Below are 25731 nucleotides of genomic sequence, written 5' to 3'. Positions count from 1 at the left end.
CACGCTCCCACGTTCTGTCCGTTACGCGTCTGTTGCCGGCACCACAAGTGAACCAGCCCCGTCCCCTCGGTGAACTCTGAGCGACGAGTGTTCGAGCGGCCACCCGTTTGGCTGGGGGACTGTCCGAGACCCCGCTTAACCTGGGTGCATGGACGTGAACGCGGCAGTCGCCGCAGCAGCAGCGATCGCCGGTCTGTGCACCGGCGTGATCGCCGTGCTGACGTTCCGCTGGAGTGAGCGCGAGCAGGCCAGGCCCACCCGGTCCTCCCTGCGCCCCGACGTCAACGCCGTGCTGCCACCGGGCGTCGACACCGTGCTGTCCGTGCTGCGCTCCTCCGCCGTCGTACTGGACGAGAGCGACAGCGTCGTCAAGGCCAGCTCGGCGGCGTACGCCCTGGGGCTCGTCAGGGGCGGAAAACTGGCCGTCGACCCCATGCTCCACATGGCTCGCGACACCCGCCGCGACGGTGAGATACGGCAGGTCGAGCTGGACCTGCCACGCCGCGGCACCGGCCGGGGCGAGGCTCTGGCCGTCTCCGCCCGCGTGGCCCCGCTCGGCTCCCGCCTGGTGCTGCTGCTGGTGGAGGACCTCACCGAGGCCCGCCGCATAGAGGCGGTACGGCGCGACTTCGTCGCGAACGTCAGCCACGAGCTCAAGACCCCCACCGGCGCGCTCTCGCTGCTCTCGGAGGCCGTCATGGACGCCTCCGACGACCCCGAGGCGGTCACCCGTTTCGCGGGCCGCATGCAGATCGAGGCGACCCGCCTCACCAACCTGGTCCAGGAGCTCATCGACCTCTCCCGCGTCCAGAACGACGACCCGCTGGAGGACGCCGAGCCGGTCCGCGTGGACGAACTGGTCGCCGAGGCGATCGACCGCACCCGCCACGCCGCGTCCACCAAGAACATCACGATGGCCGCAGGCGGCGCCGCGGACCTGCACATCTGGGGCAACCGCGGCCAGCTCGCCGCCGCACTCGGCAATCTCGTCGAGAACGCCGTCAACTACAGCCCGGCCCGCACCCGGGTCGGCATAGCTGCCCGTCGCGTCTCCGCACCCGGCGGCGACCTGATCGAGATAGCCGTGACCGACCAGGGCATCGGAATCTCCGAGAAGGACCGCGAGCGCGTCTTCGAGCGCTTCTACCGCGTCGACCCCGCCCGCTCCCGGGCAACCGGCGGTACGGGACTCGGCCTCGCCATCGTCAAGCATGTGGCTGCCTCGCACGGCGGGGAAGTCACAGTGTGGAGCTCCGAGGGACAGGGCTCCACGTTCACCCTGCGGCTGCCCGAAGCCGCACCGCGCGGCCGGTCGACGGCCGCCACACCGGACGACGGCGTCGATGAGGACGACGGCGGCCCGCACGAGACCACTGCACGCGAACCCATTCCTGCCCCGGAGGTCCTTCCGTGACCCGAGTGCTCGTCGTCGAGGATGAGGAATCCTTCAGCGACGCCCTGTCCTACATGCTGCGCAAGGAGGGCTTCGAGGTCGCCATCGCGGCCACGGGCCCCGACGGGCTCGACGAGTTCGAGCGCAACGGCGCCGACCTCGTCCTGCTCGACCTGATGCTCCCGGGCCTGCCCGGCACCGAGGTCTGCCGCCAGCTGCGCAGCCATTCCAATGTTCCGGTCATCATGGTGACGGCCAAAGACAGTGAGATCGACAAGGTAGTGGGCCTGGAGATAGGAGCCGACGACTACGTCACGAAGCCCTTCTCCTCGCGGGAGCTGGTCGCCCGCATCCGCGCGGTCCTGCGCCGCCGCGGCGAGCCGGAGGAGGTCACACCGGCGGCCCTGGAGGCGGGCCCGGTCCGGATGGACGTCGACCGCCACGTGGTCACGGTGGGCGGCGGCAAGGTCGACCTCCCGCTGAAGGAGTTCGACCTCCTGGAGATGCTCCTGCGCAACGCGGGCAGAGTCCTCACCCGCATGCAGCTCATCGACCGCGTCTGGGGCGCGGACTACGTGGGCGACACGAAGACGCTGGACGTCCACGTGAAGCGCCTGCGCGCCAAGATCGAACCCGACCCGGGCGCTCCGCGCTACCTGGTGACGGTGCGAGGTCTGGGCTACAAGTTCGAGCCGTAAACCGGACCCGGTTGCACGGCCTGTACGTAAGGGGGGCGCCCCGCCGGATATCTCCGGCGGGGCGCCCCCCTTACGTACGGGTACGGGCGTCAGTGCCCGGCTCCCGCGTCCTGCTCCTCGGCGGACCCCTCCGTCGGCGTCGGGGACGCCGAGTGGCCCTCGCCACCGGCGGGCGGCTCCTCCGGCGTCCCGGTCGGCGTGCCCGCGGGCGTCGCGGTCGCCGAGCCGGTCGGCGTGGCGGCCGGCGGCTTCGGGGCCTCGGACGGGCCGTAGCCCTTGAAGTAGTGCGTCGCCGGGATCACGAAGGCCCGCAGTTCCACCGAACCGGTGGAGCTGAGCTCGAAGACCACGGGCTGCGCGTCGCCGTCCCTGGCGGCCTCGCGGCCCTTCTCGATCACGGCGGAGGCGTTGCCCTCGCCGCCGAGGAGGAGCGAGCCGCCCGCAGGCACGGTCACCGGGCCCGAGCCCTTGGCGGGCTTGAGCTTCACGGGTACGTCGTTGCCCGGCAGCTTGATCGACTCAAGGGTCTCGGCCTTGGTGCCGTTGTTGAACAGCGTTGCGGTGACGACCGCGGGCCCCTCGGCGTCGAGCTTCGGCTGAGTGACGATCGCGGCGTTCTGGATCTTGATGTTGTCCACGGAGGTCGCCGCGTTGTCCGGCTTGACCCCCAGCGACTGTGCGTCGTTGCCCGCTCCGCAGGCGGCGAGCGAAGCGATCGAGAACACGATGGCGGTGGCGGCGAGGGCACCGCGTCGAAGGCTGCGGCTCACGGCGGCGGCATCTCCTCTTGACGGGGTCGAGCGGCGTTGAGCCGCCCTAGGGGTGTTCGGCGCGCTTAGGTTACCGAGCCGTCGCCCGGCCCTTGCACCCGACCCGCCCCACCCGCCCCGTCCGTACAGGGCGCTGCCACGGTCCTGCCCGTAGTCCCGCTGTGGTCCTGTCCGCCCGTGCGGTCTGTTTCGTACGCCGTTCACATATCGCGGGGATGGTACGAGAGCGACCCGAGTGCGGATTATCCGTAAGGAATGTATGGGGGTACGGAGAATTGATCACGGCGGCCCGTGATCAATTCTGGATTCGGGCCGAACGGGTGACCGATCTCCGAACGGAGTACTCGAAGTTCACCGCTTCGAACCCGGCAAAACGGGACGTTCGGTCCGTCATGAGGGGTTCGCGGTGCGTGTACCGTACGCGTTTCTCCCGCCCCGCGCAGCCGCTCCGACCTGCGAATACCCGCTTCCGGAAGCCCTGCGCAGCACGTTCCTGTTGCTGTTGTCAAGCCCCGAGATATGCCCTGACCTGCGGAAACGCCATTCAGAAGAAGCCTCATCCGTGTTACTCTGGATAGCCACGGAAGGGGTACCTGTCACATGACGTTCAAGGTTGGCGACACCGTGGTCTATCCCCATCACGGGGCCGCGCTGATCGAGGCTATCGAAACTCGCCAGATCAAAGGCGTGGACAAGACCTACTTGGTGCTCAAGGTCGCCCAGGGTGACTTGACTGTTCGTGTGCCTGCGGACAATGCGGAGTTCGTCGGTGTACGCGACGTAGTCGGTCAGGAAGGGCTCGACCGGGTCTTCGAGGTGCTGCGCGCACCGTATGCCGAAGAGCCGACGAACTGGTCCCGACGCTACAAGGCAAATCTCGAGAAGCTTGCCTCGGGCGATGTCATCAAGGTCGCCGAGGTAGTGCGCGACCTGTGGCGTCGTGAGCGTGAGCGCGGTCTCTCCGCAGGTGAAAAGCGCATGCTCGCCAAAGCGCGCCAGATCCTGGTGAGCGAGCTCGCACTCGCGGAGAACACCAATGAAGACAAGGCCGAGGCTCTGCTCGACGAGGTCCTCGCGTCCTGACTCCGGGTCCGGGGGGCGCTCCCCTGACACCCAGTGATTTCGATGCCGTGGTGCCCGCTGACAAGGCCGTCCAGCCTTTGTCGCCGGGCACTGCGGCATCTCTCCGTTTACCGCCGTACACCCCGAGGTACCCCCGGGACACGTCCGCCCATACGCGCCTGAAGCTCTGGCGTGCCGGGCCCGGGCAGCTGGCTCGACCAGTCGTCACGGAAGGGGCCGGTCAAGGCGTCGCGCCCGGCACGCTGTGGCCATACCCACCTCGGGCGCGGACACAAACCTGGCGGAGCCAACCCGTCCCTGAAGCCAGTCGGCCCCGGAGCTACCGATGACAGACGTACCGCGCCCCACCCCCTCTCCCCGCACCGCCGCCGTGATCCCGGCGGCCGGCCGCGGCGTACGGCTCGGCCCGGGCGCCCCCAAAGCGCTCCGCATGCTGGGCGGCACCCCGATGCTGATCCACGCGGTGCGCGCCATGGCCAACTCCAGGGCCGTCTCCCTCGTCGTCGTGGTGGCCCCACCGGACGGCGCCGTCGAGGTCAAGAACCTCCTCGACGAACACGCGCTGCCCGAGCGGACCGACTTCCTCGTCGTACCGGGCGGCGAAACGCGTCAGGAGTCGGTGCGCCTCGGCCTCGACGCACTGCCCCCCGGCATCACCACCGTCCTCGTGCACGACGCGGCCCGCCCGCTCGTGCCCGTCGACACGGTCGACGCGGTCATCGAGGCCGTACGGGACGGAGCGCCCGCCGTCGTACCCGCCCTGCCGCTCGCCGACACCGTCAAGCAGGTCGAGCCCCGGGAGAAGGGCGAGCCCGAGCCGGTCGTCGCCACCCCCGATCGGGCGCTGCTGCGCGCCGTACAGACCCCGCAGGGCTTCGACCGCGACACCCTCGTCCGCGCACACCAGGCGATCGCGCCGAACGGCGAAGGCGCGACGGACTGCGCGGGCATGGTCGAGCAGCTCGGCGTACAGGTCGTGGTCGTACCCGGCCACGAAGAGGCATTCAAGGTGACCCGGCCCCTGGACCTCGTCCTGGCCGATGCAGTACTCGCCCGCAGGAGGGCCAAAGATGGCTTCTGAGAACCCCCCGATCCCGGCTCTCCCCCCGCTGCCCCTCGTCGGCATCGGCACCGACATTCACGCCTTCGTGGAAGGCCGCGAGCTCTGGTGCGGCGGCCTGCTCTGGGAGGGCGAAGGCCCCGGCCTGGCCGGCCACTCGGACGCCGACGTCGTCGCCCATGCCGCCTGCAACGCCCTCTTCTCCGCCGCCGGTCTCGGCGACCTCGGCGCCCACTTCGGCACCGGCCGCCCCGAGTGGTCCGGCGCTTCCGGGATCACGCTGCTGACCGAAGCCGCCCGGATCGTACGGGCCGAGGGTTTCGCGATCGGCAATGTCGCCGTCCAGGTCGTCGGCGTACGCCCGAAGATCGGCAAGCGCCGCGACGAGGCGCAGAAGGTGCTTTCGGCCGCCGCCGGCGCCCCTGTCTCGCTGTCCGCCGCCACCACCGACGGTCTCGGATTCACCGGCAGAGGTGAAGGGCTCGCGGCCATCGCCACGGCGCTGGTGGTCCGTACAGGCTGAGTTTCTCCTCAGCGGGCGCACGGGTAAGGGAAAGGGTCGCAGGGCACTGTCGTGCGCCCACTACCCTGGTGTAGTGACTATTCGGCTGTACGACACCAGCGCCCGGCAGACTCGCGACTTCTCCCCGCTCACGCCGGGCTGCGTCTCGATCTACCTCTGCGGCGCTACCGTGCAGGCCGCCCCGCACATCGGCCACATCCGGTCGGGGCTGAACTTCGACATCATGCGCCGCTGGTTCTCCTACCGCGGCTACGACGTGACGTTCATCCGCAATGTCACCGACATCGACGACAAGATCATCCACAAGTCGGCCGTCCAGGACCGCCCCTGGTGGTCCATCGGGTACGAGAACGAGCGCGCCTTCAACGACGGCTACGACGCCCTCGGCTGCCTCCCGCCCACCTACGAGCCCCGCGCCACCGGCCACGTCACCGAGATGGTCGAGATGATGCGCGGCCTCATCGAGCGCGGGCACGCGTACGAGGCCGACGGCAGCGTCTACTTCGACGTGCGGTCCTTCCCCGAATACCTGGCGTTGTCCAACCAGGACATCGACGACCTGCGCCAGCCCTCCGAGGAAGGCATCACCGGCAAGCGCGACCCGCGCGACTTCGCCATGTGGAAGGCGAGCAAGCCCGACGAGCCCGACTGGGAGACCCCGTGGGGACGCGGGCGCCCCGGCTGGCACCTGGAGTGCTCGGCCATGGCGCACAAGTACCTCGGCTCCGCCTTCGACATCCACGGCGGCGGGATCGACCTGATCTTCCCGCACCACGAGAACGAGATCGCCCAGGCCAAGGCCTTCGGCGACGACTTCGCCTCGTACTGGGTGCACAACGCCTGGGTCACCATGAGCGGCGAGAAGATGTCGAAGTCCCTCGGGAACTCGGTCCTCGTCAGCGAGATGGTCAAGCAGTGGCGGCCGATCGTGCTCCGCTACTACCTCGGCACCCCGCACTACCGCTCGATGATCGAGTACAGCGAGGAGGCCCTGCGCGAGGCGGAGTCCGCCTTCGCGCGCATCGAGGGCTTCATCCAGCGCGTCGTCGAGAAGGCCGGGGGCGTCGTCGAGCCCGCCGCCGAGGTGCCGCTCGCCTTCGCCGAAGCGATGGACGACGACCTCGGCGTCCCGCAGGCGCTCGCGATCATCCACACCACGGTGCGGCAGGGCAACTCCGCGCTGGCCGCCGACGACAAGGAAGAGGCCGTCGCCCGGCTGGCCGAGGTACGGGCCATGCTCGGCGTCCTCGGCCTCGACCCGCTCGACGACCGCTGGTCGGCCGGCGGCGCGGACCGCGGCGAGGACCTCCACGGAGTCGTCGACACGCTCGTACGGCTCGTACTCGACCAGCGCCAGTCGGCCCGCGACCGCAAGGACTGGACCGCGGCGGACGCAATCCGCGACCAGCTCCAGCAGTCCGGCCTCGTCATCGAGGACAGTCCGTCGGGCCCGCGGTGGACGCTCGGCCCGCGCTGACCGGCGCCATTCGCCGCACATCTCCGAGCGCGGCACACTCTTAAATACGTACACACGTCTGAAAGCAACGAAACAGGTAGGTCATGGCCGGGAACAGCCAGCGCAGGAACCGCCGTACGTCCAACAAGAAGGGCGCTACGGTCGGCAGCGGTGGCCAGCGACGCCGCGGCCTCGAAGGCAGGGGCCCGACGCCGCCCGCGGAGGCCCGTAAGAAGCACAAGAAGAACCGCATCGCCACGGCCAAGGCCAAGCAGGCCGCGGCCCGCCGCCCCGCGCCCCGGCGCGGCGGCGTCAAGGGCACGTCCGAGATGGTCGTCGGCCGCAACCCCGTCTTCGAGGCGCTGCGCGACGGCGTCCCGGCGACCACGCTGTACGTCCAGCAGTACATCGACAACGACGAGCGGGTGCGCGAGGCGCTCCAGCTCGCGGGCGAGCGCGGCAACATCAACCTGATGGAGGCGCCGCGTCCGGAGCTCGACCGGATGACGAACGGCCTGAACCACCAGGGCCTCGTCCTCCAGGTCCCGCCGTACGAGTACGCGCACCCCGAGGACCTCACGGCCGCCGCGTACGACAAGCACGAGGACCCGCTGATCGTCGCCCTCGACGGGGTGACCGACCCGCGCAACCTCGGCGCCATCGTCCGCTCCGTCTCCGCCTTCGGCGGCCACGGCGTGGTCGTGCCGGAGCGCCGTGCGGCGGGCATGACGGCGGGTGCGTGGAAGTCCTCCGCGGGCACTGCCGCCCGTACGCCGGTCTCCCGCGTCACGAACCTGACCCGCGCTCTTGAGGGCTACCAGAAGGCCGGCATCACGGTCGTCGGCCTCGCGGCGGACGGCGAGCACACGGTCGAGGACCTGGAAGCGCTGGCCGGCCCGGTCGTCATCGTGATCGGCAGCGAGGGCAAGGGCCTCGGCCGCCTCGTCGGCGAGACCTGCGACTACCGGGTACGCATCTCGATGCCGGGCGGCGCGGAATCGCTGAACGCCGGCGTGGCGGCGGGCATTGTGCTGTACGAGGTGGCACGCCGCCGGGGGTGACGCGTCGCCGGGCGTCGCGCGGTCCTGGCTCGCCCCGAGCCGTCGGACGGAGTCCGGCGCAGCCGTCCGAAGCCCGCGAAGCGGTGCGAGGGCGGCAGGCTGAGGTTACGCGGTGCAATGCTCTGGGCTGGGCGGTATGTCCGGTAAGGGGGGCTTGACGGGTCTCGGACAGATTCCGGGGTGTCAAGGCAGTGTCCTAACCACACATCACTCGGTTAGATGAGTGTGGACACCAGAACACCCGGGTTCGACGATCAGCCCGCCCTGAGCATGGTCAAGGTGCCCTGCGATCCGGCGCAGGTCATCGTCAACCACGCCAGCTTCCGCGTGCAGCTCGCCCCGACCAAGAGTCGGCGCCCCGCCCCGCCGTACACGGGCGCGGGTGGCGCGGGCAGTGGGATGGGGGACACCGCGCGCATCCCGGCCATGGGCGGTGCGGCGGGCGCCGGGCGCCGTCGTGCGCCCGTCGTGTGGAGCGGCAGATCCGAACCGGGAGACCCCGGCGCGACCGGACTGCTCCAGGCCGTACGCGACTCCACGGTCGACGGCCGCTACGACGCGGGCGCCACCCAGGTCATCCCCCGGATCGACACGGGCGAGGACACCGCGGCGATCCCGACCGTCGTCGGCCCCCGCAGCTCCGAGCCGCCGATGACGCCGATGGTGCCCAGGGTGCGGCAGGCGGTCGGCGCGTACGACCACCCCGAACCGGACGGCGAAGCCGCCTACGAGGACGCTGAGTTCGCCGAGTTTGACGACTTCGACGAACTCGACGACGACGCCGAGGACGAGCGCGGCCAGCGGCACGGCGCGACGGGAACATCGGCCACTGACGCGGCGGGCGTCCGGCACGCCTACTACCCCGGGCGGCGGATGAACCTCGGTGTGGTGCTGCTGCCGCTCCGCGTGTTCCTCGGCTTCATCTCCATCTACGCCGGCATGGGCAAGCTCTGCGACCCCGTGTACTTCGACGGCGGCGAGCGTGGCTCGATGGTCAAGTGGCTTACGTCGCTGCACCCCTGGGCCCTCGCCGAGCCGCTGCGCGATTTCGCGCTGACCCACCCGGTGGGCGCGGGCCTGACCGTCGCGTTCCTCCAGGTCGTCGTCGGCGTGCTCACGGTTCTCGGACTCTGGCAGCGGGTCGCCGCCTGCTTCGGGACGCTGCTGTCGGCCGCGCTGATCATGACGGTGAGCTGGAAGACCGTACCGGCCTACGACGCGCCCGACATCATCTACCTCGCCGCCTGGTCCCCGCTGATCATCGCGGGCGCCCCCGTCTACTCGATCGACGGACGCCTCGCGGGCGAGGCCTGGCGCAAGCTCGGCCCGCGCTCCGAGCTGTGGGAGCTGCGGCGGCGCGTACTGCGGCGCGGCACTGTCGTCGCTTCCCTCGTGGTCGGGCTGACGCTGCTCATCGGCTCGATGCTGGGCGGGGCGGTGCGTTCCTCGGACCTGGTGACCGTGCCAGGCCCGAACGACGACCCCACCAACCACCTCCCCGGCGCCCCCCTGCCCCGCCAGACCGGCGGCACCGGCCGCGCCTCGCAGGGCCCCACCAGCCAGAACCCCTCGCCGTCCGTCAGCAGCTCCGCACGGCCGTCGGCCCCGGCCACGACGCCCGGCGCCGTCCGCGAGTCCGCCACGGTCGGCAGCGACGCGCAGCCCGGCCCGACTCAGGGCAGCACGGCCGGCCAGGCGCCCCGGCAGCAGCCCGCACCGCCGCCGCAGGCGCCCACCACCAGCGCGGGCCCGACGTCGACCGGCGGGGCCGGCAGCGGCGGCACCGACGGCGGCGGCACAGGAGGCGGCACCGGTGGCGGCAGCACGGGCGGCAGCACCGGTGGCGGCGACACGGGCGGCGGCACTGGCGGCGGCAGCGACGGCGGGAGCGGCCGGGTGATCGGCGGCCTGCTCGGGTAGGACCCGCAAGGTACGAGAGAAGGGCCCGGCGCACGGGATGTGCGCCGGGCCCTTCGTCGTACGTGAACGGAGGAGCAGTTCGGCGTCGGGCTCAACCGCGTGCGGCGGCGAGTTCCTTGGCGGCCTCGCTCAGGTCCTTCGCGGTGTCGATGGCCCGCCAGTACGCGCCGTGCGGCAGCGGGAAGCCCGCCAGGCGGCGCTCTCGCGCCAGCCGGGGGAAGGTGGTGCGTTCGTGGTCCCCGAGGTCCGGGAGAAGCGCTGTGAAGGCCGCTGAGAAGACGTACACGCCCGCGTTGATGAGATACGGCGAGGGCGGCGACTCGATGAAGTCGGTGATGTGGCCGAAGGTGTCCGTCTCCACCGCACCCCACGGGATGCGCGGGCGGGCCAGGGCCAGGGTCGCGACGGCGTCGCGCTCGGCGTGGAAGGCGGCCATGTCGCGCAGCGAGAAGCGCGTCCAGATGTCGCCGTTCGTCGCGTACCAGGGGCTGCCCGGATCGGGCAGATGACCGGCGGCGTACTTGAGGCCGCCGCCGCGCCCCAGCGGCTCGCTCTCCACCACGGTGGTGACGCGCAGGGGGAGGTCGGCCGATTCCAGCCAGTCCTGAAGGACACCGGCGAGATGGCCGCAGGAAATCACCGCATCGGTCACGCCCTCGTCAGCCAGCCAGGCAAGCTGATGGCCGATGATCGGGGTCCCGGTTCCCGGGATCTCGACCATCGGCTTGGGGCGGTCGTCGGTGTACGGGCGCAGCCGCGAGCCCTGGCCGCCGGCCAGGACCACAGCCTGCGTCGGAGACGTAGTCATGGACGAAGTCATACGGGGCACGATATGCGGCGCGTGGTGCGGGCGCCGATCCCCGGCCCCGGTCGGCCGGTTCAGCGTCGCTCAGCCGGCCTGCTGTGCCACGCCCGAGGCGTACGAGGTGTCGCAGACGGGCCGCGAGTACGACTGGGCGCGCGTGGGCCCGTAGTGGACGACCGCGGCGCGGCCGAGGGCGCGGGCGATCGACATGCAGTGCCGGGCCAGCGAAGGACGGCGCTCGACCTCACGCTGGAGGTGCGTGAGCGCGACGCCCGGGTCCTTCTCCTGGAGTTCGAGGAGAAGCTTCTCGCGCAGGATGTCCTGCGGAGCACGGGACTTGGCGCGTACGTTTACCGTCTCGGAGGAAGCGGTAAGGATCTGCGACTCGGGTCCACTTGTGGACCACGGGACGCGGGTGACCGCGAGGGTCCCGGAGAGGACCAGGACGACGGGCAGTACGAGAGCGAGAGTTCGGCCGATTCGGCGGGCTGTGTGCGTCACGCGAGTGAGCGTAGCGGGCCGTAATGATATGGCGACATTTAGTCACTCTCGCGGGGGATGGTTCGAAGTCTCTTTTCGAATTACGTGTTGACGTGGAAGCCCGAAATGGCCGGTGTGCCGGGGTATTTGTCGACACGCGAGAGCGCATGCAAACGGCCCCGCGCCAGGGGTGCGGGGCCGTTTGCATGTGGCGCATGGGACGTTGTTCAGTCGCTGAGGCGCTCGCCCGTCGAGGTGGAGAAGACGTGGGTCTCGCCCGGGCGCGGAACGACGTGCAGCTCGGCACCCTTGTCCGGTACGGAGCGGCCGTTGACCCGGACCACCAGGTCCTTGTCCTCGCCGCCGACCCGCGCACTGCCGTAGACGTAACCGTCGGCGCCGAGCTCCTCGACGACGTTGACGGTCACGGCCATGCCGGCCGGGGCGTCCGCGCTCTCCTTGGACAGGGCCTTCGCGGCGGTGCCGTTCTGCTCGACGATGTCGAAGTGCTCGGGGCGGACGCCGACCGTGACGGTGGTGTCGCCCTTGTCGGCGGCGGCGCTCAGGGCCTCCCGGCTGACCGGGATGACGCTGTTGCCGAACTTCACGCCGCCGTCGGTGATCGGGACCTCGACCAGGTTCATGGCGGGGGAGCCGATGAAGCCGGCGACGAAGAGGTTTGCGGGCCGGTCGTACATGTGGCGCGGCGAGTCGACCTGCTGGAGCAGCCCGTCCTTGAGCACCGCCACCCGGTCGCCCATCGTCATGGCCTCGACCTGGTCGTGGGTGACGTACACCGTCGTGATGCCGAGACGGCGCTGGAGCGAGGCGATCTGCGTACGCGTCGAGACACGGAGCTTGGCGTCGAGGTTCGACAGCGGCTCGTCCATGAGGAACACCTGCGGCTCGCGCACGATGGCGCGGCCCATCGCGACGCGCTGACGCTGACCGCCGGACAGCGCCTTCGGCTTGCGGTCCAGGTACTCGGTGAGGTCGAGGATCTTCGCGGCCTCTTCGACCTTCTTGCGGATCTCGCTCTTGTTGATGCCGGCGATCTTGAGCGCGAAGCCCATGTTGTCGGCGACGCTCATGTGCGGGTAGAGCGCGTAGTTCTGGAACACCATGGCGATGTCCCGGTCCTTCGGCGGCAGGTGAGTGACGTCACGCTCGCCGATACGGATGGCGCCGCCGTTGACGTCCTCAAGACCCGCGAGCATGCGCAGGGAGGTCGACTTGCCGCAGCCGGAGGGACCGACGAGGACGAGGAACTCGCCGTCCTCGACGTGCAGGTCGAGCTGGTCGACGGCGGGCTTGGTGGATCCCGGGTAGATCCGGGTCGCCTTGTCGAATGAAACCGTGGCCATGGTGAATCTGCTCCTTCACCGGCAGGAACGTGCCGGACGATCCGAGTAAGGGAGTGGTCTGGTCCACAGGTGTGGACCTGCCGTGACGCTACCTGGCGGTGTCCCTCCTGTCAGTAGCGGGAAGGCGCTGAAATTTTCGAGCGGCGCTCATAGAGGGCAGAGCAACAAACTTTTGACCCGATGTCGTGTACATGGCATTTCCTGCTTCGACACCCATCGCCGCCTCGTTACGGCCCTCAAGGACCACACGGGTACGGTCTTACGCGGGCTCCACAGGCATTCCGGCCGACGGCCCGTCGGTCCGTTTCGTTATGCAGCCAGCAAGACCTCTGCCAGCTCCGATGCCTTGATCGTCGGCGGCGGTACCTTGCCCGGCGGCAGGGCTGCGGCCACCAGCCAGTACAGCCGCATGCCCTCGTCCCGGAGATTCACCGCCGCGTTCTCATCCCGGTCGTGCACCACACGGCACTCGGTGCACGTCCACTCTCGTACGGACAGATCAAGCCGAGGCCCCTTGGTGTGACAGGCGGAGCAGCGGCGCGTGGACGGGAAGAAACGGTCGACGATCACCAGCGTCCGCCCGTACCACTCGCACTTGTAGCGCAGCTGCCGCAACAGCTCACCCCATGCGGCATCGATGATCGAACGGCTCAGCCCGGCCTTCCGCCGCCGCCCCTTCCCGACCGACGGCCGCATCAAATTGGCGATGGCCAGGTTCTCCACCACGAGCACTTGGTTCTCGCGCACGAGGCGGGTGGTGAACTGATCCAGCATGTCCCTGCGGACATCACCGATGAACGCGTACAGCCGGGCGATCCGCTTCCTCGCCTTCTCCCGGTTCTTCGACCCCTTCTGCTTGCGGTGCAGCTCCCGCTGCCACCGGGCCAGTTCCTTTGCGTACTTCTTCAACAACCGGGGATGCTCCAGCTTTTCGCCGTCGTCCAGCGTCACAAGCGTCGCCAGACCAAGATCGAGCCCGACTGCCTTCGGCTCACTCCCGCCAGGCAGAAACACCGCGGGCAGCGGCTCGATCCGCTCCTCGACCAGAACGGACAGGAAATACCGGCCCGCACGGTCCCGCGTCACTGTCAGCTTCACCGGCACCTGGCCGCCCGGCAGCGCACGCGACCACCGCACATCCAGCGGCGTGGTCTGTTTCGCCAGCGACACCAGCCCGGTGCCCGGCCTCTCCGGATCCTCGACCCAACGGAAGCCGGTCCGGACGTACGTCGCCGAATCCCGCGAGCGGCGCTTCTTCTTCCGCTTCGGATACTTCGCGGTCCCCTTGAAGAAGCGGGTATACGCCCCGTCCAGATGCCGGAGCGCCTGCTGCAGCACTGTCGACGACACGTCCTTCAGCCACGAGGTTTCCGAAGCCTGTCGCCAGCTGGTCAGAGCTCGGCACGTCTCCGCGAAGCCCGCCGACACGTGGTGCTGCTCCCAGGCGTTCGATCGAAGGGCCAGGCCTTCGTTGTAGACCCAGCGGCAGGCACCGAAGGTCTGCTCCAGTTGCTCGGCCTGCACAGGAGTCGGATAGAAGCGGAAACGGTAGACCCGCTGATGGGTGCCCGGCTCTTTTGTGCGGCTCTTGATGGGGCTGCGGCACGGTTGTGATGCTTCCGCCGGTCGGCGATGCCCAGTGCCTCTCGCTTGAGGCGCTCGGCCTCTGCGCCGGTGATCCTCAGCGGCTTCTTGGCCGAGTCTGTCATTGCCCCTCCCCCTTCCGTCCGATCTTCGGAACGGCACACCAGTCCGTTCAACGAACTGGTGGGCGGGAAGTCACGGGAGGGGGCAACTACGTGGATCGGGCAATGGGGCTCTGTGTAGAGTGTGGGAGCCTCCGCGCGCGGCTCTGAACGTGCGCGATGCCTCCTTAGCTCAGTCCGGTTAGAGTCACGCACTTGTAATGCGTAGGTCGTCGGTTCGAATCCGACAGGGGGCCCCATCAGGGAAAACGCCCCGAACTTCGAATGTTCGGGGCGTTTTCTTTTGCAAAAATGCGTTGGTCGTGCCGGTTGTGCGGCCAACGACCCCGTGCATCCGTACAACCCTCACGCCGCGTAGATCGTCTCCTGTGCACAATCGACTTCTGGAGTCCCATGCGCACGCGTGTCCTGTTCCTGACCACGGCCCTGGCCGCCGGCCTTCTTGCCGCTGCCCCCGCCGCGGTTGCCGCGCCCTTGGGCCTCGGCGGCGACTTCAATGGTGACGGACACCGCGACCTGGCCTTCGCCGCGCCGTACGCGACCTTCTCCGGCCAGGGCATGGCCGGCTACACGGCAGTGGCGTACGGCACTTCGGCCGGCATCAGCACGGCCAAGTACACGGTCGTGCACCAGAACTCGACCGGTGTGCCGGGCTCCGCCGAGGCCGAGGACACCTTCGGCGCGGCATTCGCCATCGCCGATTTCAATGGCGACGGCTACGCGGATCTCGCGGCCGGAGCGCCCGGCGAGGACGTGGGCTCCGACGGCGACGGCGGCAGCGTCACCATCGTCTGGGGCTCTGCCACCGGCCTCAACGGTGGCACCACCGTCAAGGACCCGGCGCCCACCGCTCACGACGAGTTCGGTCGCGAGCTCGCCGCTGGAGACTTCGACGGCGACGGCAGGGCGGACCTGGCGGTCGGGACGTCAAGCAGCTACGCCTACGTGATCAGGGGCGGCTTCACAAAGGCCGGTGTCATCGGCGGCGTCCAGAAGGTCGGCCTGCCGGACAAGGCCAAGTACGGCATCGACGCCATCGGGGCGGGCGAGATCAACGCCGACAAGCGGTCCGACCTCGTCATCACGTACCGCACCACCACGCCCGAGGGCAAGGACTGGTCGAAGGGCGTGGCCTACCTCGGCTCGTCTACGGCGAAGGGTGTCGACGCAGCCTCTCCCCGCCCGCTGGACGGTGGCACTTCCATAGCCGTCGGCGACATCAACGGCGACGGCTATGGCGAGATCGCACTCGGCAACACCTTCGATAAGAGTGACGAACACAGCGGAAGCCTCGGCGGCAAGGTCGTGGTCATCCGCGGCTCCCAGGGCGGACCGGTCAACGGTGACGTCCCGATGGCCCGACTGACCCAGTCCAGCCCCGGCGTCCCCGGCGGCGACGAACAGGGCGACGGCTTCGGTGGCTCCGTCTCCATCGCCGACACCAACGGCGACGGTTACGGCGAACTCGCCATCGGTGTCGTCTTCGAGGACATCGGCGCGACCGAGGACACCGGCTCCGTGGTCGTCATGCGCGGCTCCGCCGCCGGTGTCTCCACCACCGGAGCGCTGAATCTCACCCAGTCCACCTCCGGTGTCCCCGGCACCGCTGAAGACATGGACTACTTCGGCTCCGATGTGCACCTCTCCGACGTGACCAAGGACGGGCGCGCCGATCTGACAGTCACAGCGGGCTTCGAGAACGAGGGCACCGGCGCAGTCTGGACCCTGCGCTCCGGCACGGTGGGGGTTTCGACGACCGGCGCGAAGAGCTTCGGGCCTTCTGCCGTCAGGATGCCCACGACGTATGGCGCGTTCGGCGCCAACCTCTCCAACTGACCCCCGTACCCCTCCTGGAGCCCTTCTTCATGCGCACCCGCACGCTGGTACTGGTCACGACCGTGGCCGCGGCCCTCCTCAGCTCGGCACCCACGGCTTCGGCCGCCCCCGCGAAGTACCCGGACGACTTCAATGGCGACGGCTACCGCGACATCGCCGTCGGTTCGCCCTGGGCGCAGATCGGCTCCAAAAGGCAGGCCGGACATGTGAGCGTGCTGTACGGTTCCGCGTCCGGCACCAGCACCAGCCTTCCCTTCGCCGTGCATCAGGGCCGCGTCGGAGTTCCCGGCGCGGCCGAGGCCGGAGACGAGTTCGGCCAGGTCGTCGCGAGCGCCGACCTCGACCGCGACGGCTACGCAGACCTGGTCGCGGGCGCCCCCTCGGAAACCGTCGGCACTAGAACACAGCAGGGCGCCGTGAGCGTCGTGTGGGGCAGTTCGGCAGGCCTCAACCAGGGCGCGTCCATAAGCAACAAGAAGCCGACCGCTTACGGCCACTTCGGCAGTGCCCTGACGGCCGGCGACTTCACCGGCGACGGCGCGCCCGACCTGGTCGTCGCCGAGGGCGAGGGGCTGAGGCTCTACCGCGGCCCGTTCGCCCGGACCGGCGCCCCCAAGTCGTCGTCGTACATCGGCCTGGGCGGCAAGGGAGCACTCCGGCTGGTCGCCGGGAAGATCAACAAGAATGCCTACGTCGACCTTGTCGTGGTCAACGAGACCAACACCCGCGTGCTCAAGGGAACGTCGGCCGGCTTGTCCATGACGGCCAAGACGATGCCTGGCAGTAGCAACTCCTCGTACGGCGGACGCACCCCCGCGACCGTCGGCGACTTCGATGGGGACGGTTACGGCGATGTCGTGGTGTCCGACGGCTGGGCGTACGGGAACGGTGTCTTCGCCGCCGGCAAGGTGACGGTTGCGTACGGCTCTGCTACGGGCCTCAGTACCACCCGGGCCACTAAGACCATCACGCAGAAGACCGAGGAAGTCCCGGGGACACCCGAAGAGCAGGACCACTTCGGTTACTCGGTCTCCGCGGGTGATGTCAACGGCGACGGCCGCGCCGATCTGCTGGTGGGAGTCCCCGGCGAGAACGGTGTCACGCTCCTCAAGGGCTCGTCGACCGGTCTGACCGGCGTGAAGTCCCGGTGGCTCGACGCGAATTCTAGCGGGATGCCCAGCGAGTACACACAGTTCTTCGGACACGCCGTCCGACTCACGGACACCAACCGCGACCAGCGCGCGGACGCGGTCATTGCCGACCCCAGCGTCAACGGTTACGACGGCGCGCTCTTGTACGTGCCCAGCGACGGTCACCAGTTGACCGGCACGGGGGCGAGCATCGTTTACCCCCCGCGCACCGAGTCCACCGAGCCCGGCCTCCACAACTTCGGCATGATCTTGGCCGACTGAACGGACCGTCGCCTCAGAGAAAACGCCCCGAACTTCGAACGTTCAGGGCGTTTTCTGTTGCGAGGGCTGCGTTCAGTGGCGGCCGGAGAGGCGGTTTGCGTACCTCGCCAGGGGGTCTGTTTCCGCGCTGTGGCCTGTGAGCTCGCGGCGGTCTGCCGTGCGGTAGGCGGCGTACATGCCCTGGACGCCCAGCCAGCGGAAGGGTTCGGGCTCCCACTTGCGGACCTTGTGGTTGACCCAGGGGAGGGTGGTGAGGTCGGTTGCGCCGCCCTGGCCGGAGTCCTGGAGGATCAGGTCGCGCAGGGTGCGGGCGGCGAGGTTGGTGGTGGCTACGCCCGAGCCTACGTAGCCGCCCGCCCAGCCGAGGCCGGTGGAGCGGTCCAGGGTCACTGTGGAGCACCAGTCGCGGGGGACGCCCAGGACGCCGGACCAGGCGTGGGTGATCTCGGTGCCCGCGAGGGAGGGGAAGAAGCGGGTGAGGATGTCGCGGAGGGCCTCGATGGTGTCGGGCTGGGTGCGGCCGTCGTTGTCCGTACGGGAGGCGTAGCGGTAGGGGATGCCTCGGCCGCCCAGTGCGATGCGGTCGTCTGCTGTGCGCTGGGCGTACATGTAGGCGTGGGCCATGTCGCCGAGGGTCTCGCGGCCGTCCCAGCCGATGGTTTCCCAGGCGGAGGCGGGGAGGGGAGCGGTGACGATCATGGAGGAGTTCATCGGGAGCCAGGCGCGGCGCTGGTTCTTGATGGAGGCGGTGAAGCCTTCGGTGCAGCGCAGGATGTACGGGGCTCGGACCGTGCCGTAGGGGGTGACGGCGTGTTTGGGCTGGATCTCCGTGACCGGGGTGGATTCGTGGATGGTTACGCCCAGGGACTCGACCGCCGCGGCCAGGCCTTTGAGGAGCTTGACCGGGTGCAGGCGGGCGCCGTGCGGGGTCCAGGTGGAGCCGACGGCGCCGGTGACGCGGATGCGTTCGGCGGTTTCGCGGGCTCCGTGGAGGGTGCGTTCCTTCTCGCCGAAGGCGATTTCGGCGGCGTGGAAGTGCTTGAGGCGGGTCAGTTGGGCCGGGGTGTAGGCGACTTCGAGTACGCCGCCCTGGTGGATGTCGGCGTCGATGTTTTCGGCGGCGGCGGTGCTGATCACCTCGGTGACCGTGTCGTTCATGGCCTGCTGGAGGCGTACGGCGGCGTCGTGGCCGTGGAGTTTGGCGTAGCGGTCGCGGCCCGCGATGCCGTTGTAGAGCCAGCCGCCGTTGCGTCCGGAGGCGCCGTAGCCGCAGAACTTGGCTTCCAGGACTGTGATGTTGAGGAAGGGGACGGCCTTCTTGAGGTAGTACGCCGTCCAGAGGCCGGTGTAGCCGCCGCCGACGATGCAGACGTCCGCTGTGGCGTCGCCGGGCAGGGGTTCACGGGGGGCGGGTATGCCGTCCTGCGCGTACCAGAAGGAGATGCCGCCGTTGATCGTGCTCATGGGGGTTGTTCGTACACCCATGGTTGTGACCCTGTCCAGATACGTAATTCGTAGGGCTGGAGAGAGAAGGGGGCGGTTGTGAGCTGGAAATTGCCCGGTTGCTGCTCGGGGGCTGACGTAGCGTGCCCGCATGATTCGAAATGCGATTCCTTCCGACGTCCCTGTCATCCACGAAATGGTCCGTGAGCTGGCCGATTACGAGAAGGCGCTGCACGAGGCCAAGGCCACCGAGGAGCAGTTGCGCGAGGCGCTCTTCGGGGAGCGGCCGGCGGCGTACGCGCACATTGCCGAGACCGAGGAGGGGGAGGTGGTGGGGTTCTCGCTGTGGTTTCTCAACTTCTCCACCTGGCGGGGAGTGCACGGTATTTACCTCGAAGACCTTTATGTGCGGCCGCAGTTGCGCGGTGGAGGGCACGGCAAGGCGCTGCTGAGGGAGCTGGCGCGGATCTGTGTCGAGCGGGGGTACGAGCGGCTGGAGTGGTCCGTGCTCAATTGGAATGCGCCGTCGATCGACTTCTACCGGGCGCTGGGCGCGAAGCCGCAGGACGAGTGGACGGTCTACCGGCTGACGGATCAGGCGCTGGCGGAGCTCGGGGGGCAGTCGAGCGTGTAGTGGGCGAGGAGTACGCGGGCCGCCTCCTGGGCGTGGCGGGCCGGTTCCCGGGAGCCTGAGATGCCGGCCGACGCCATCGCGCCGTTGGCGAGGACGGCGAGCTGGGGGGCGAGGGCCGGGGGTGCGCCTGCGGCGGCGGCCAGTTCGGCGAAGTGCGCCGCGAAGGCCTTCTTGTGCGTACGGGCGACCTCGGCCACGCCTTCGGAGACTCCGCCCAGTTCGCCGAAGGAATTGATGAAGTTGCAGCCTCTGAACGCGGGTGAGCCGAACCACTCGTGTAGGTAGTCGAAGACCGCCAGGATGCGTTCCTGGGGGGTCTCGCCGCGGGCGTCGGCGTAGCGGGGGATTTCGTCGAGCAGGTCCCGGCTGCGGCGTCGTAGCACTGCCTCTACCAGGTCTTCCTTGGACGGGAAGAGCTGGTAGAGGCGCTTGAGGGAGACGCCGGACGCGGTGCGGATGGTGTCCATGCCGACGGCTTGCACGCCGCGCTCGTTGAAGAGGGCCGCGGCCGTGTCCAGGAGTCGTGTCTCGGCGGTCGTCGCGTCCATTTTCTGATCACCCCTTGCATGGAGAACCATCGTTCTCGTACTCTACGCGACATGGGGAGAACGAGCGTTCTCCATCGATGGGGGGAAGGGCTGTGCCTGTTTTCGGTACGCGCCACAAGGTCGAGGTCATCGACGGTCTTGAGGTCTTCTACCGCGAGGCCGGGGACCCGTCCCGGCCCACGCTGGTGCTGCTGCACGGCTTTCCGTCCAGTTCGCACATGTACCGCGGGCTGATCGCCGAGCTCAGCGACGAGTTCCATCTGATCGCGCCCGATCATGTCGGGTTCGGGTGCTCTGCCATGCCGTCCGTCGCCGAATTCCCGTACAGCTTCGAGAAGTTGACCGAGGTCACGCTGGCGCTGCTCGACCGAATCGGGGCCGAACGGTTCGCGCTGTACATCCAGGACTACGGGGCGCCCGTCGGGCTGCGCATAGCGTCGCGGCAGCCCGAGCGGGTCACCGCGCTGATCAGCCAGAGCGGGAACGCGTACAGAGAAGGCTTCACGCCCTTCTGGGACGTGCTGTTCGCCCACGCCGAGGACCGTGCGACGCACGAGCCCGCCGTGCGTGAGCTGCTGACGGCCGGGGCGACCAGGTGGCAGTACGAGCACGGGGTGCCGGCGGACCGGCTCGACCGGATCGGGCCGGAGACATGGACGCTGGACCAGGCCGGGCTCGACCGGCCGGGGAACAAGGAAGTGCAGCTCCAGCTGTTCTGGGACTACCGGTTCAACCTCGACAGCTACCCGGCATTCCAGGAGTACTTCCGCAAGCATCGGCCGCCGACGCTCGTCGCGTGGGGCCGCAACGACGAGATCTTCGGGGCGGCGGGCGCGGAGGCTTTCGCCCGGGACCTGCCGGACGCCGAGATCCACCTGCTCGACGCGGGGCACTTCGCACTGGAGACGCACGGCGCGGAAATCGCCGCTCTCGTACGTGACTTCCTGCGGCGTGCGCTGTGAGGGATGCGGTGGGTGGGGGTGCTGGGAGGAACGAGGTCGTTGCGTCGCTGATCGTGGGGGTCGTGGCGCTGGGGGCGGTGCTGCTGCTCGCCGCGACCCAGAGTGTGGCCGGGCTGCATGTCTTCGCCATCCCGTTCATAGCCACCGCAGCGGTGCTCGCGACGGCGCCGCACGCGCCGCTCGCCAGGCCCCGGGCGGTCCTCACGGCGTACCCGGTGGCCGTGGCGACGGCGCTGGTGGTCACCGCCGTCGCCGGGCCCTCGACGTACACGGCGGCGGTCGCCGCGGCGCTGTCGATCACCGTGATGGTGCTGCTGAAGGCGCCCCACGTGCCGGCGGTACCGGCGGCGGCCGCGATCGGGCTGACGGACCCGGGAGTCGGGTATGTGCTGGATCCGCTGGTGCCCGGGGTGGCGCTCGTGCTCGGGGTGGCGCTGCTGGCCGGGCGGGTGCTGCCGGGGTACGAGTACCGGTGGGGGTGAGAGGGGGGTGTGCCGGGCGTCCTACGGTACGAGGACGACCTTTCCCATCGTGCCGCGCGTCTCCAGCGCCCGGTGCGCGGCGGCCGCCTCGGCCAGGGGGAAGCGCTGGACCGCCGGGACCAGTCGGCCCGCCGCCGCCTCCGCCAGGGAGCGGTCTTCCAGGGTCCGTACGGGGTTGTCGCCGCCGGCCTTGCCCAGCATCGCCGGGCCGAGTACGCCCTCGGAGGTGATGCCGCGCTCGGCGAGCTCCTCGTCGGTGAAGGTGAGCGGGCCGCCGTCGTGCAGGCCGTCGCCGGACCAGCCGAAGACGATGTGCCGGCCGCCCCTGCCGAGGAGGTCGACGGCGGCGCGGCCGGTGTCTCCGCCGACGGAGTCGAAGACGACGGTGGCTCTGCGGGCGCCCAGGTACGCGCGGACCTGCTCCGGCCAGTCGGGCAGCGTGTAGTCGACGGCCAGGTCGGCGCCGTTCTCCCGTACGCGGGCGACCTTGGCGGGGCCGCCGGCCAGGCCGATCACAGTGCCGCCGAGGTTCTTCACGTACTGGACGAGGAGGGTGCCGATGCCGCCTGCCGCTGCGGGGACGATCGCGACGGTGTCGGCGGAGAGGTCGGCGAACTGGAGGATGCCCATGGTCGTACGGCCCGTACCGATCATGGCTACGGCCTGGCCCTCGTCGAGGTTCTCCGGGATTTCCTGGAGGCGCTCGGCGTCGGTGACGGCCAGCTCGGCGTAGCCGCCGGGGTTAGTGCCCAGGTGGACGACCACGCGCTTGCCGAGCCACGACGGGTCGGTGCCCTCGCCGAGCGACTCGACCGTACCGGCGACCTCGCGACCGGGGATGGTCGGGAGGTCGACTGGGGCGGGGTACGGGCCGGTCATTCCCTCCCGCAGGGCGGTGTCGAGCAGGTGCACGCCGGACGCGGCGACGGCGATCCGTACCTGGCCGGGGCCGGGCACGGGGTCGTCGGTCTTCTCGTAGGTGAGGTTCTCGGCGGGGCCGAAGGCGTGGAGGCGGACGGCGTGCATGGCGGGCTCCTGAGGGTCTGGGCTGGGCTCGGCTTGGTTGCCGCCGGGCTTGGCCCTGCCGGCAGTTGGGCTTGGTCCGGTGACAACAGCGCCAGCCTCGGCCCTCAAGCGCGGTTGAGGTCAAGCCCGTTCAGGCGACTGGTTCGCAGGGCGAGCGTGGCCGCCTCCAGGCCGCTGTTGAAGGACACCTCCGCCAGCAGGCCGGGCGCCGCGACCTGGTCGCCCGCGACGTACACGCCGTTGCCGCGGTCGATGGCCGGGCGGTCCCGCCAGGTGGTCCCCGGCCGGTCCAGCGCGCCTGTACGGCCCGCTGCCAGGGCCTCGCGCCGCCAGGTGGTGCGTTCGCGCCAGCCGGGGAAGCCGAGGTCGAGCAGGCGCTCCGCGCGTGCGATGCCGTCGGCCTTGGACTCGCCGGGAGCGACGGGAATCTGACTCTGGACGAGCTGTTCGCCGGCCGGGGCGAGGGAGGGGTCCTGGGCGGTGTACCGCTCGATCCAGCCCGGGGTGTCCAGGTCGGAGATGACGAACGGGTCGCCCTTCCGCGTCCTGACGGCGAGGTCGAGGAGCGCTGTACGGCCGCTCTCCCAGGTCAGGGTTTCGTCGCCGAGGAGCCTGCGGGCGGCCTCCAGGGACGTCGCGACGATGACCGGGCCGCCGCCGTCCTGGTTCGCGGGAAGTTCGGTGACGCGTTCCGTCGTTTCGATCCGTACGCCCAGATTCCAGGCGCGCGCGGCCATACGGTCGACGACCGATGCCCAGCCTCCGCGCGGGTAGTGGGCCTCCGGCGGAAGCCTGAGGGCGCGGCGCAGCCGCTCCTGGACGAAGCGCGCGGAGAGGGTGCCCGGGGCGTGGTGGAAGAGCGCGACGCCGATGTAGTTCGCGGCGGCGCGTGCGGCCTCTTCGCCGACCTGGTCTGTGGCCCAGGTGAGGAAGTCGGCGTCCACCGGCGCCTTGGCTGCGGACGTCAGGGCCGGCTTCAGCATCGCGAGGGGCGGGGTCCTGCGGAGAGCGCCGTGGTGGTGGAAGCGGAACCGGGTGCCTTCCAGGAGGGGTACGGACAGGATCCGGCCCAGCAGGTCGCGCTGCTTGAGCCAGGTCCAGAGCGGGCCGCCGCTGTAGAGGGCGTGCGGTCCCTCGTTGGTCTTGTACGGTCCCTCGGCGGTGCGGGCGCGGCCGCCGAGCGTGTGGTGGGCCTCGTGCAGGGTCACCCTGGCGCCGGACTCGGCCGCGGTGATGGCTGCGGTGAGGCCGGCGAAGCCGCCGCCGATGACGGTGATGTGGGGTCGGGGCTGGTTCATTCTCTTCCGGTCTCCTTGCCGCGTTGCCTGTCGCGTCGCTCGACGCTCTCGCGGGTTGTGACGGATGGCGGGGGCGCGGATGTGACATTGGGGGCCGGGGGATTGTCAGTGGGGTGGTCCAGCATGGGTGGATGGCACGGAACACGAAGGCGAAGAAGTCCCCGGCCCAGGCGGTACGGCCCGTACGGCGGCCCGGGGTGCGGCTGCCGCCGCTCGCGCCTTTTGCGGGCGGGGAGCTGGAGTCCGAGGGGGACTACGACGGGGTCGAGTTCCGGGACCTGGACCTGGTGGGGCAGGAGGGGCGCGGCGCGCGGTTCATGGACTGCGGGCTCTACGGCGTCGCACTCGACGAGACCCTGCTGGGCCGGGCGCGCTTCGTCGACTCGGTGCTGGACGGGGTGCGCGGCGTGGGCACGGACCTGGCCGAGGCGTCACTGCGCGACGTGGAGGTGATCGACGCCCGGCTGGGCGGGGTCCAGTTGCACGGGGCGTCGCTGGAGCGCGTGCTGGTGCGCGGCGGGAAGATCGATTACCTGAACCTGCGTACGGCGCACCTGAAGGACGTCGTCTTCGACGGCTGCGTGCTGGTGGAGCCGGACTTCGGGGGTGCGCGGCTGGAGCGGGTGGAGTTCCGCGGCTGCGTGCTGCGGGGGGTGGACTTTACGGGCGTGACGATGCGGGATGTCGATCTGCGGGCGGTCGCAGAGCTGGAGATCGCTCGGGGGGTGGGGCGGTTGGCGGGGGCGGTGATCAGTCCGGCGCAGTTGGTGGACTTGGCTTCGGCGTTTGCTGCGGAGATGGGGGTGCGGGTGGAGCGGGCGGGGGGAGAGTAGCGGGGGGAGAGTAGGTGCGCGTGCCTGCGGCGCGGGTGCGGTGGGGCGGGGTGCGACCGGTTCGGTGGTGCGGGGTGCCTGCGGCGCGGGCGCGGTGCGCGGGGGTGTACGACGCGTGCGGTGCGCGGGGGCCGGTGCGTGTGCGGTGCGGTGCGGTGCGTGCGGCGCGGACGTCGGGGCGGTGCGGGTGCCTGCGGCGCGGGTGCGGTGCGGTTGTGCGGCGCGTGCGGTGCGCGGGCGCCGGTGCCCGTGCGGGTGGCCTGCCCCCCGGTGCCTACGGGGTTGTGCGTGCGGCGCCGGTGCGGTGCGGGTTGCCTGCGGCGCAGTTCCCCTCCCCGCCCCTTCCCGAAACTGGGGCTCCGCCCCAGACCCCGGTCCTCAAAACGCCGGACGGCTGAAAGTGCCGGGGGTTAAGAGCGCCTGGGGGCTAAGCCTGCACTCGGGGGAATCTTGCCTGCAGGTCCCAGATCGCCGGGTTGTCCGCCAAGCCGTCGTGCATGTCCGTCAGGTCCGCGATCAGGTCGTGCAGGAAGTCCCTAGCCTCCCGCCGCAGCAGCCGGTGGCTGAAGGTGAGCGGGGCCTCCTCGACCGGCATCCAGTCGGCTTCGATGTCGACCCAGCCGAACCGCCGCTCGAAGAGCATCCGGTCCGTCGACTCCGTGAAGTCCAGCTCCGCGTACTGCGGCTTCGCCGACCGGCTGCCGCGCGGATCCTGGTCGAGCTGCTCGACGATGTCGCACAGCGCCCACGCGAAGTCGAGCACCGGCACCCATCCCCAGGCTGTGGATACTTCGCGGTCCGCCTTCGTGTCCGCGAGGTACACGTCGCCGCAGAAGAGGTCGTGCCGCAGGTCGTGCACGCCGGCACGCCGGTAGTCCGTCTGCGGGGGGTCCGGGAAGCGGCGGGAGAGGGAGTAGCCGATGTCGAGCACGTGGTCG

The 25731-nt window shown here is 69.9% G+C and carries 24 protein-coding genes and 1 tRNA gene; 15 read left to right on the top strand and 10 right to left on the bottom strand.

Annotated features, from left to right (window positions below; all coding sequences use genetic code 11):
• Positions 1-148 precede the first annotated feature (148 nt).
• Together phoR and phoP are read left to right on the top strand one after the other, a co-directional pair.
• On the top strand, positions 149-1414 hold the full coding sequence (gene phoR, locus PXH83_RS12985) for a two-component system sensor histidine kinase PhoR (RefSeq protein WP_274560085.1): 1266 nt from the start codon (positions 149-151) through the stop codon (positions 1412-1414).
• Positions 1411-2091, top strand: coding sequence for a two-component system response regulator PhoP (phoP, locus tag PXH83_RS12980; protein ID WP_028814608.1), 681 nt, complete (start codon positions 1411-1413; stop codon positions 2089-2091). The genes phoR and phoP overlap by 4 nt, the downstream gene beginning before the upstream one ends.
• Positions 2092-2180: 89 nt before the next feature.
• Here phoP and PXH83_RS12975 read toward each other — a convergent pair whose 3' ends face one another.
• Complete coding sequence (locus tag PXH83_RS12975) at positions 2181-2861, bottom strand: DUF461 domain-containing protein (protein ID WP_274560080.1); 681 nt, start codon at positions 2859-2861, stop codon at positions 2181-2183.
• 600 nt (positions 2862-3461) lie between these two features.
• Here PXH83_RS12975 and PXH83_RS12970 point away from each other — a divergent pair.
• The 6 genes from PXH83_RS12970 (at position 3462) to PXH83_RS12945 (ending at position 9964) form a co-directional block, all read left to right on the top strand.
• A complete protein-coding gene (locus PXH83_RS12970; protein WP_006380568.1) occupies positions 3462-3944 on the top strand; it encodes a CarD family transcriptional regulator in 483 nt (160 codons plus the stop codon).
• 325 nt (positions 3945-4269) lie between these two features.
• Positions 4270-5025 carry a 2-C-methyl-D-erythritol 4-phosphate cytidylyltransferase gene (gene ispD, locus PXH83_RS12965; protein ID WP_274560077.1) on the top strand — a complete coding sequence of 252 codons (756 nt, stop codon included), beginning with the start codon at positions 4270-4272 and terminating at the stop codon, positions 5023-5025.
• Positions 5015-5527 (top strand): 2-C-methyl-D-erythritol 2,4-cyclodiphosphate synthase, encoded by a 513-nt coding sequence (gene ispF / locus PXH83_RS12960; RefSeq protein WP_274560075.1) that lies wholly within the window; start codon positions 5015-5017, stop codon positions 5525-5527. Before ispD ends, ispF begins: the two co-directional genes overlap by 11 nt.
• Before the next feature lie 73 nt (positions 5528-5600).
• Positions 5601-7004 (top strand): cysteine--tRNA ligase, encoded by a 1404-nt coding sequence (cysS, locus tag PXH83_RS12955; protein ID WP_274560073.1) that lies wholly within the window; start codon positions 5601-5603, stop codon positions 7002-7004.
• 83 nt (positions 7005-7087) lie between these two features.
• On the top strand, positions 7088-8044 hold the full coding sequence (gene rlmB / locus PXH83_RS12950) for a 23S rRNA (guanosine(2251)-2'-O)-methyltransferase RlmB (RefSeq protein ID WP_274560072.1): 957 nt from the start codon (positions 7088-7090) through the stop codon (positions 8042-8044).
• Positions 8045-8263: 219 nt separating this feature from the next.
• Entirely contained in the window at positions 8264-9964 is a 1701-nt protein-coding gene (locus PXH83_RS12945; protein WP_274560069.1) for a DoxX family membrane protein, read from the top strand.
• Positions 9965-10055: 91 nt separating this feature from the next.
• Here PXH83_RS12945 and PXH83_RS12940 read toward each other — a convergent pair whose 3' ends face one another.
• The 4 genes from PXH83_RS12940 to PXH83_RS12925 form a co-directional block, all read right to left on the bottom strand.
• The gene (locus tag PXH83_RS12940) at positions 10056-10772 is read right to left on the bottom strand and encodes a nucleotidyltransferase family protein (RefSeq protein ID WP_274560067.1); all 717 of its coding nucleotides are present in this window, start codon (positions 10770-10772) and stop codon (positions 10056-10058) included.
• An 81-nt stretch (positions 10773-10853) separates the two neighbouring features.
• The gene (locus tag PXH83_RS12935; protein ID WP_274560065.1) at positions 10854-11270 is read right to left on the bottom strand and encodes a hypothetical protein; all 417 of its coding nucleotides are present in this window, start codon (positions 11268-11270) and stop codon (positions 10854-10856) included.
• A 206-nt stretch (positions 11271-11476) separates the two neighbouring features.
• Positions 11477-12613, bottom strand: a complete 1137-nt coding sequence (locus tag PXH83_RS12930; RefSeq protein WP_274560064.1) for an ABC transporter ATP-binding protein — start codon at positions 12611-12613, stop codon at positions 11477-11479.
• A gap of 309 nt (positions 12614-12922) precedes the next feature.
• Positions 12923-14137, bottom strand: coding sequence for an RNA-guided endonuclease InsQ/TnpB family protein (locus PXH83_RS12925; protein WP_274560063.1), 1215 nt, complete (start codon positions 14135-14137; stop codon positions 12923-12925).
• Between the two features lie 343 nt (positions 14138-14480).
• Between PXH83_RS12925 and PXH83_RS12920 the strand changes: the two genes are divergently transcribed.
• The 3 genes from PXH83_RS12920 to PXH83_RS12910 all read left to right on the top strand — a co-directional run bounded on the left by PXH83_RS12920 (position 14481) and on the right by PXH83_RS12910 (position 17567).
• Positions 14481-14558, top strand: a tRNA-Thr gene (locus tag PXH83_RS12920).
• A gap of 154 nt (positions 14559-14712) precedes the next feature.
• Positions 14713-16155, top strand: a complete 1443-nt coding sequence (locus PXH83_RS12915) for an FG-GAP repeat protein (protein ID WP_274560060.1) — start codon at positions 14713-14715, stop codon at positions 16153-16155.
• A 29-nt stretch (positions 16156-16184) separates the two neighbouring features.
• Positions 16185-17567, top strand: a complete 1383-nt coding sequence (locus PXH83_RS12910) for an FG-GAP-like repeat-containing protein (protein ID WP_274560057.1) — start codon at positions 16185-16187, stop codon at positions 17565-17567.
• Positions 17568-17639: 72 nt separating this feature from the next.
• On the opposite strand, the gene PXH83_RS12905 is transcribed toward PXH83_RS12910, so the two are convergent.
• Positions 17640-19031, bottom strand: a complete 1392-nt coding sequence (locus PXH83_RS12905; protein ID WP_274560055.1) for an NAD(P)/FAD-dependent oxidoreductase — start codon at positions 19029-19031, stop codon at positions 17640-17642.
• Between the two features lie 130 nt (positions 19032-19161).
• Here PXH83_RS12905 and PXH83_RS12900 point away from each other — a divergent pair, with 130 nt between their 5' ends.
• The gene (locus PXH83_RS12900) at positions 19162-19644 is read left to right on the top strand and encodes a GNAT family N-acetyltransferase (RefSeq protein ID WP_274560053.1); all 483 of its coding nucleotides are present in this window, start codon (positions 19162-19164) and stop codon (positions 19642-19644) included.
• Here the strand turns inward: PXH83_RS12900 and PXH83_RS12895 are convergent.
• Positions 19605-20192 carry a TetR/AcrR family transcriptional regulator gene (locus PXH83_RS12895; RefSeq protein ID WP_274560051.1) on the bottom strand — a complete coding sequence of 196 codons (588 nt, stop codon included), beginning with the start codon at positions 20190-20192 and terminating at the stop codon, positions 19605-19607. The two genes, PXH83_RS12900 and PXH83_RS12895, sit on opposite strands and share 40 nt — an antisense overlap.
• A gap of 77 nt (positions 20193-20269) precedes the next feature.
• Between PXH83_RS12895 and PXH83_RS12890 the strand changes: the two genes are divergently transcribed.
• Together PXH83_RS12890 and PXH83_RS12885 are read left to right on the top strand one after the other, a co-directional pair.
• Entirely contained in the window at positions 20270-21154 is an 885-nt protein-coding gene (locus PXH83_RS12890; protein WP_274560049.1) for an alpha/beta fold hydrolase, read from the top strand.
• Positions 21151-21636, top strand: a complete 486-nt coding sequence (locus PXH83_RS12885) for an HPP family protein (RefSeq protein WP_420803158.1) — start codon at positions 21151-21153, stop codon at positions 21634-21636. The genes PXH83_RS12890 and PXH83_RS12885 overlap by 4 nt, the downstream gene beginning before the upstream one ends.
• Positions 21637-21657: 21 nt before the next feature.
• Here the strand turns inward: PXH83_RS12885 and PXH83_RS12880 are convergent, their stop codons facing one another.
• Together PXH83_RS12880 and PXH83_RS12875 are read right to left on the bottom strand one after the other, a co-directional pair.
• Entirely contained in the window at positions 21658-22662 is a 1005-nt protein-coding gene (locus PXH83_RS12880; RefSeq protein ID WP_274560044.1) for a zinc-binding dehydrogenase, read from the bottom strand.
• Positions 22663-22766: 104 nt separating this feature from the next.
• Positions 22767-23960: an FAD-dependent oxidoreductase gene (locus tag PXH83_RS12875; protein ID WP_274560042.1), complete on the bottom strand. Its 1194-nt coding sequence runs from the start codon at positions 23958-23960 to the stop codon at positions 22767-22769.
• Between the two features lie 131 nt (positions 23961-24091).
• Here PXH83_RS12875 and PXH83_RS12870 point away from each other — a divergent pair, with 131 nt between their 5' ends.
• A complete protein-coding gene (locus tag PXH83_RS12870) occupies positions 24092-24793 on the top strand; it encodes a pentapeptide repeat-containing protein (protein WP_274560040.1) in 702 nt (233 codons plus the stop codon).
• 427 nt (positions 24794-25220) lie between these two features.
• Here the strand turns inward: PXH83_RS12870 and PXH83_RS12865 are convergent, their stop codons facing one another.
• On the bottom strand, positions 25221-25724 hold the full coding sequence (locus PXH83_RS12865; protein ID WP_274560037.1) for a hypothetical protein: 504 nt from the start codon (positions 25722-25724) through the stop codon (positions 25221-25223).
• Positions 25725-25731: the final 7 nt, after the last annotated feature.

It is taken from the genome of Streptomyces spiramyceticus, from assembly GCF_028807635.1.
Classification (GTDB): domain Bacteria; phylum Actinomycetota; class Actinomycetes; order Streptomycetales; family Streptomycetaceae; genus Streptomyces; species Streptomyces spiramyceticus.
The sequence above is the reverse complement of the archived record's forward strand: the minus strand, read 5'-3'. Positions and strand labels throughout refer to the sequence as shown.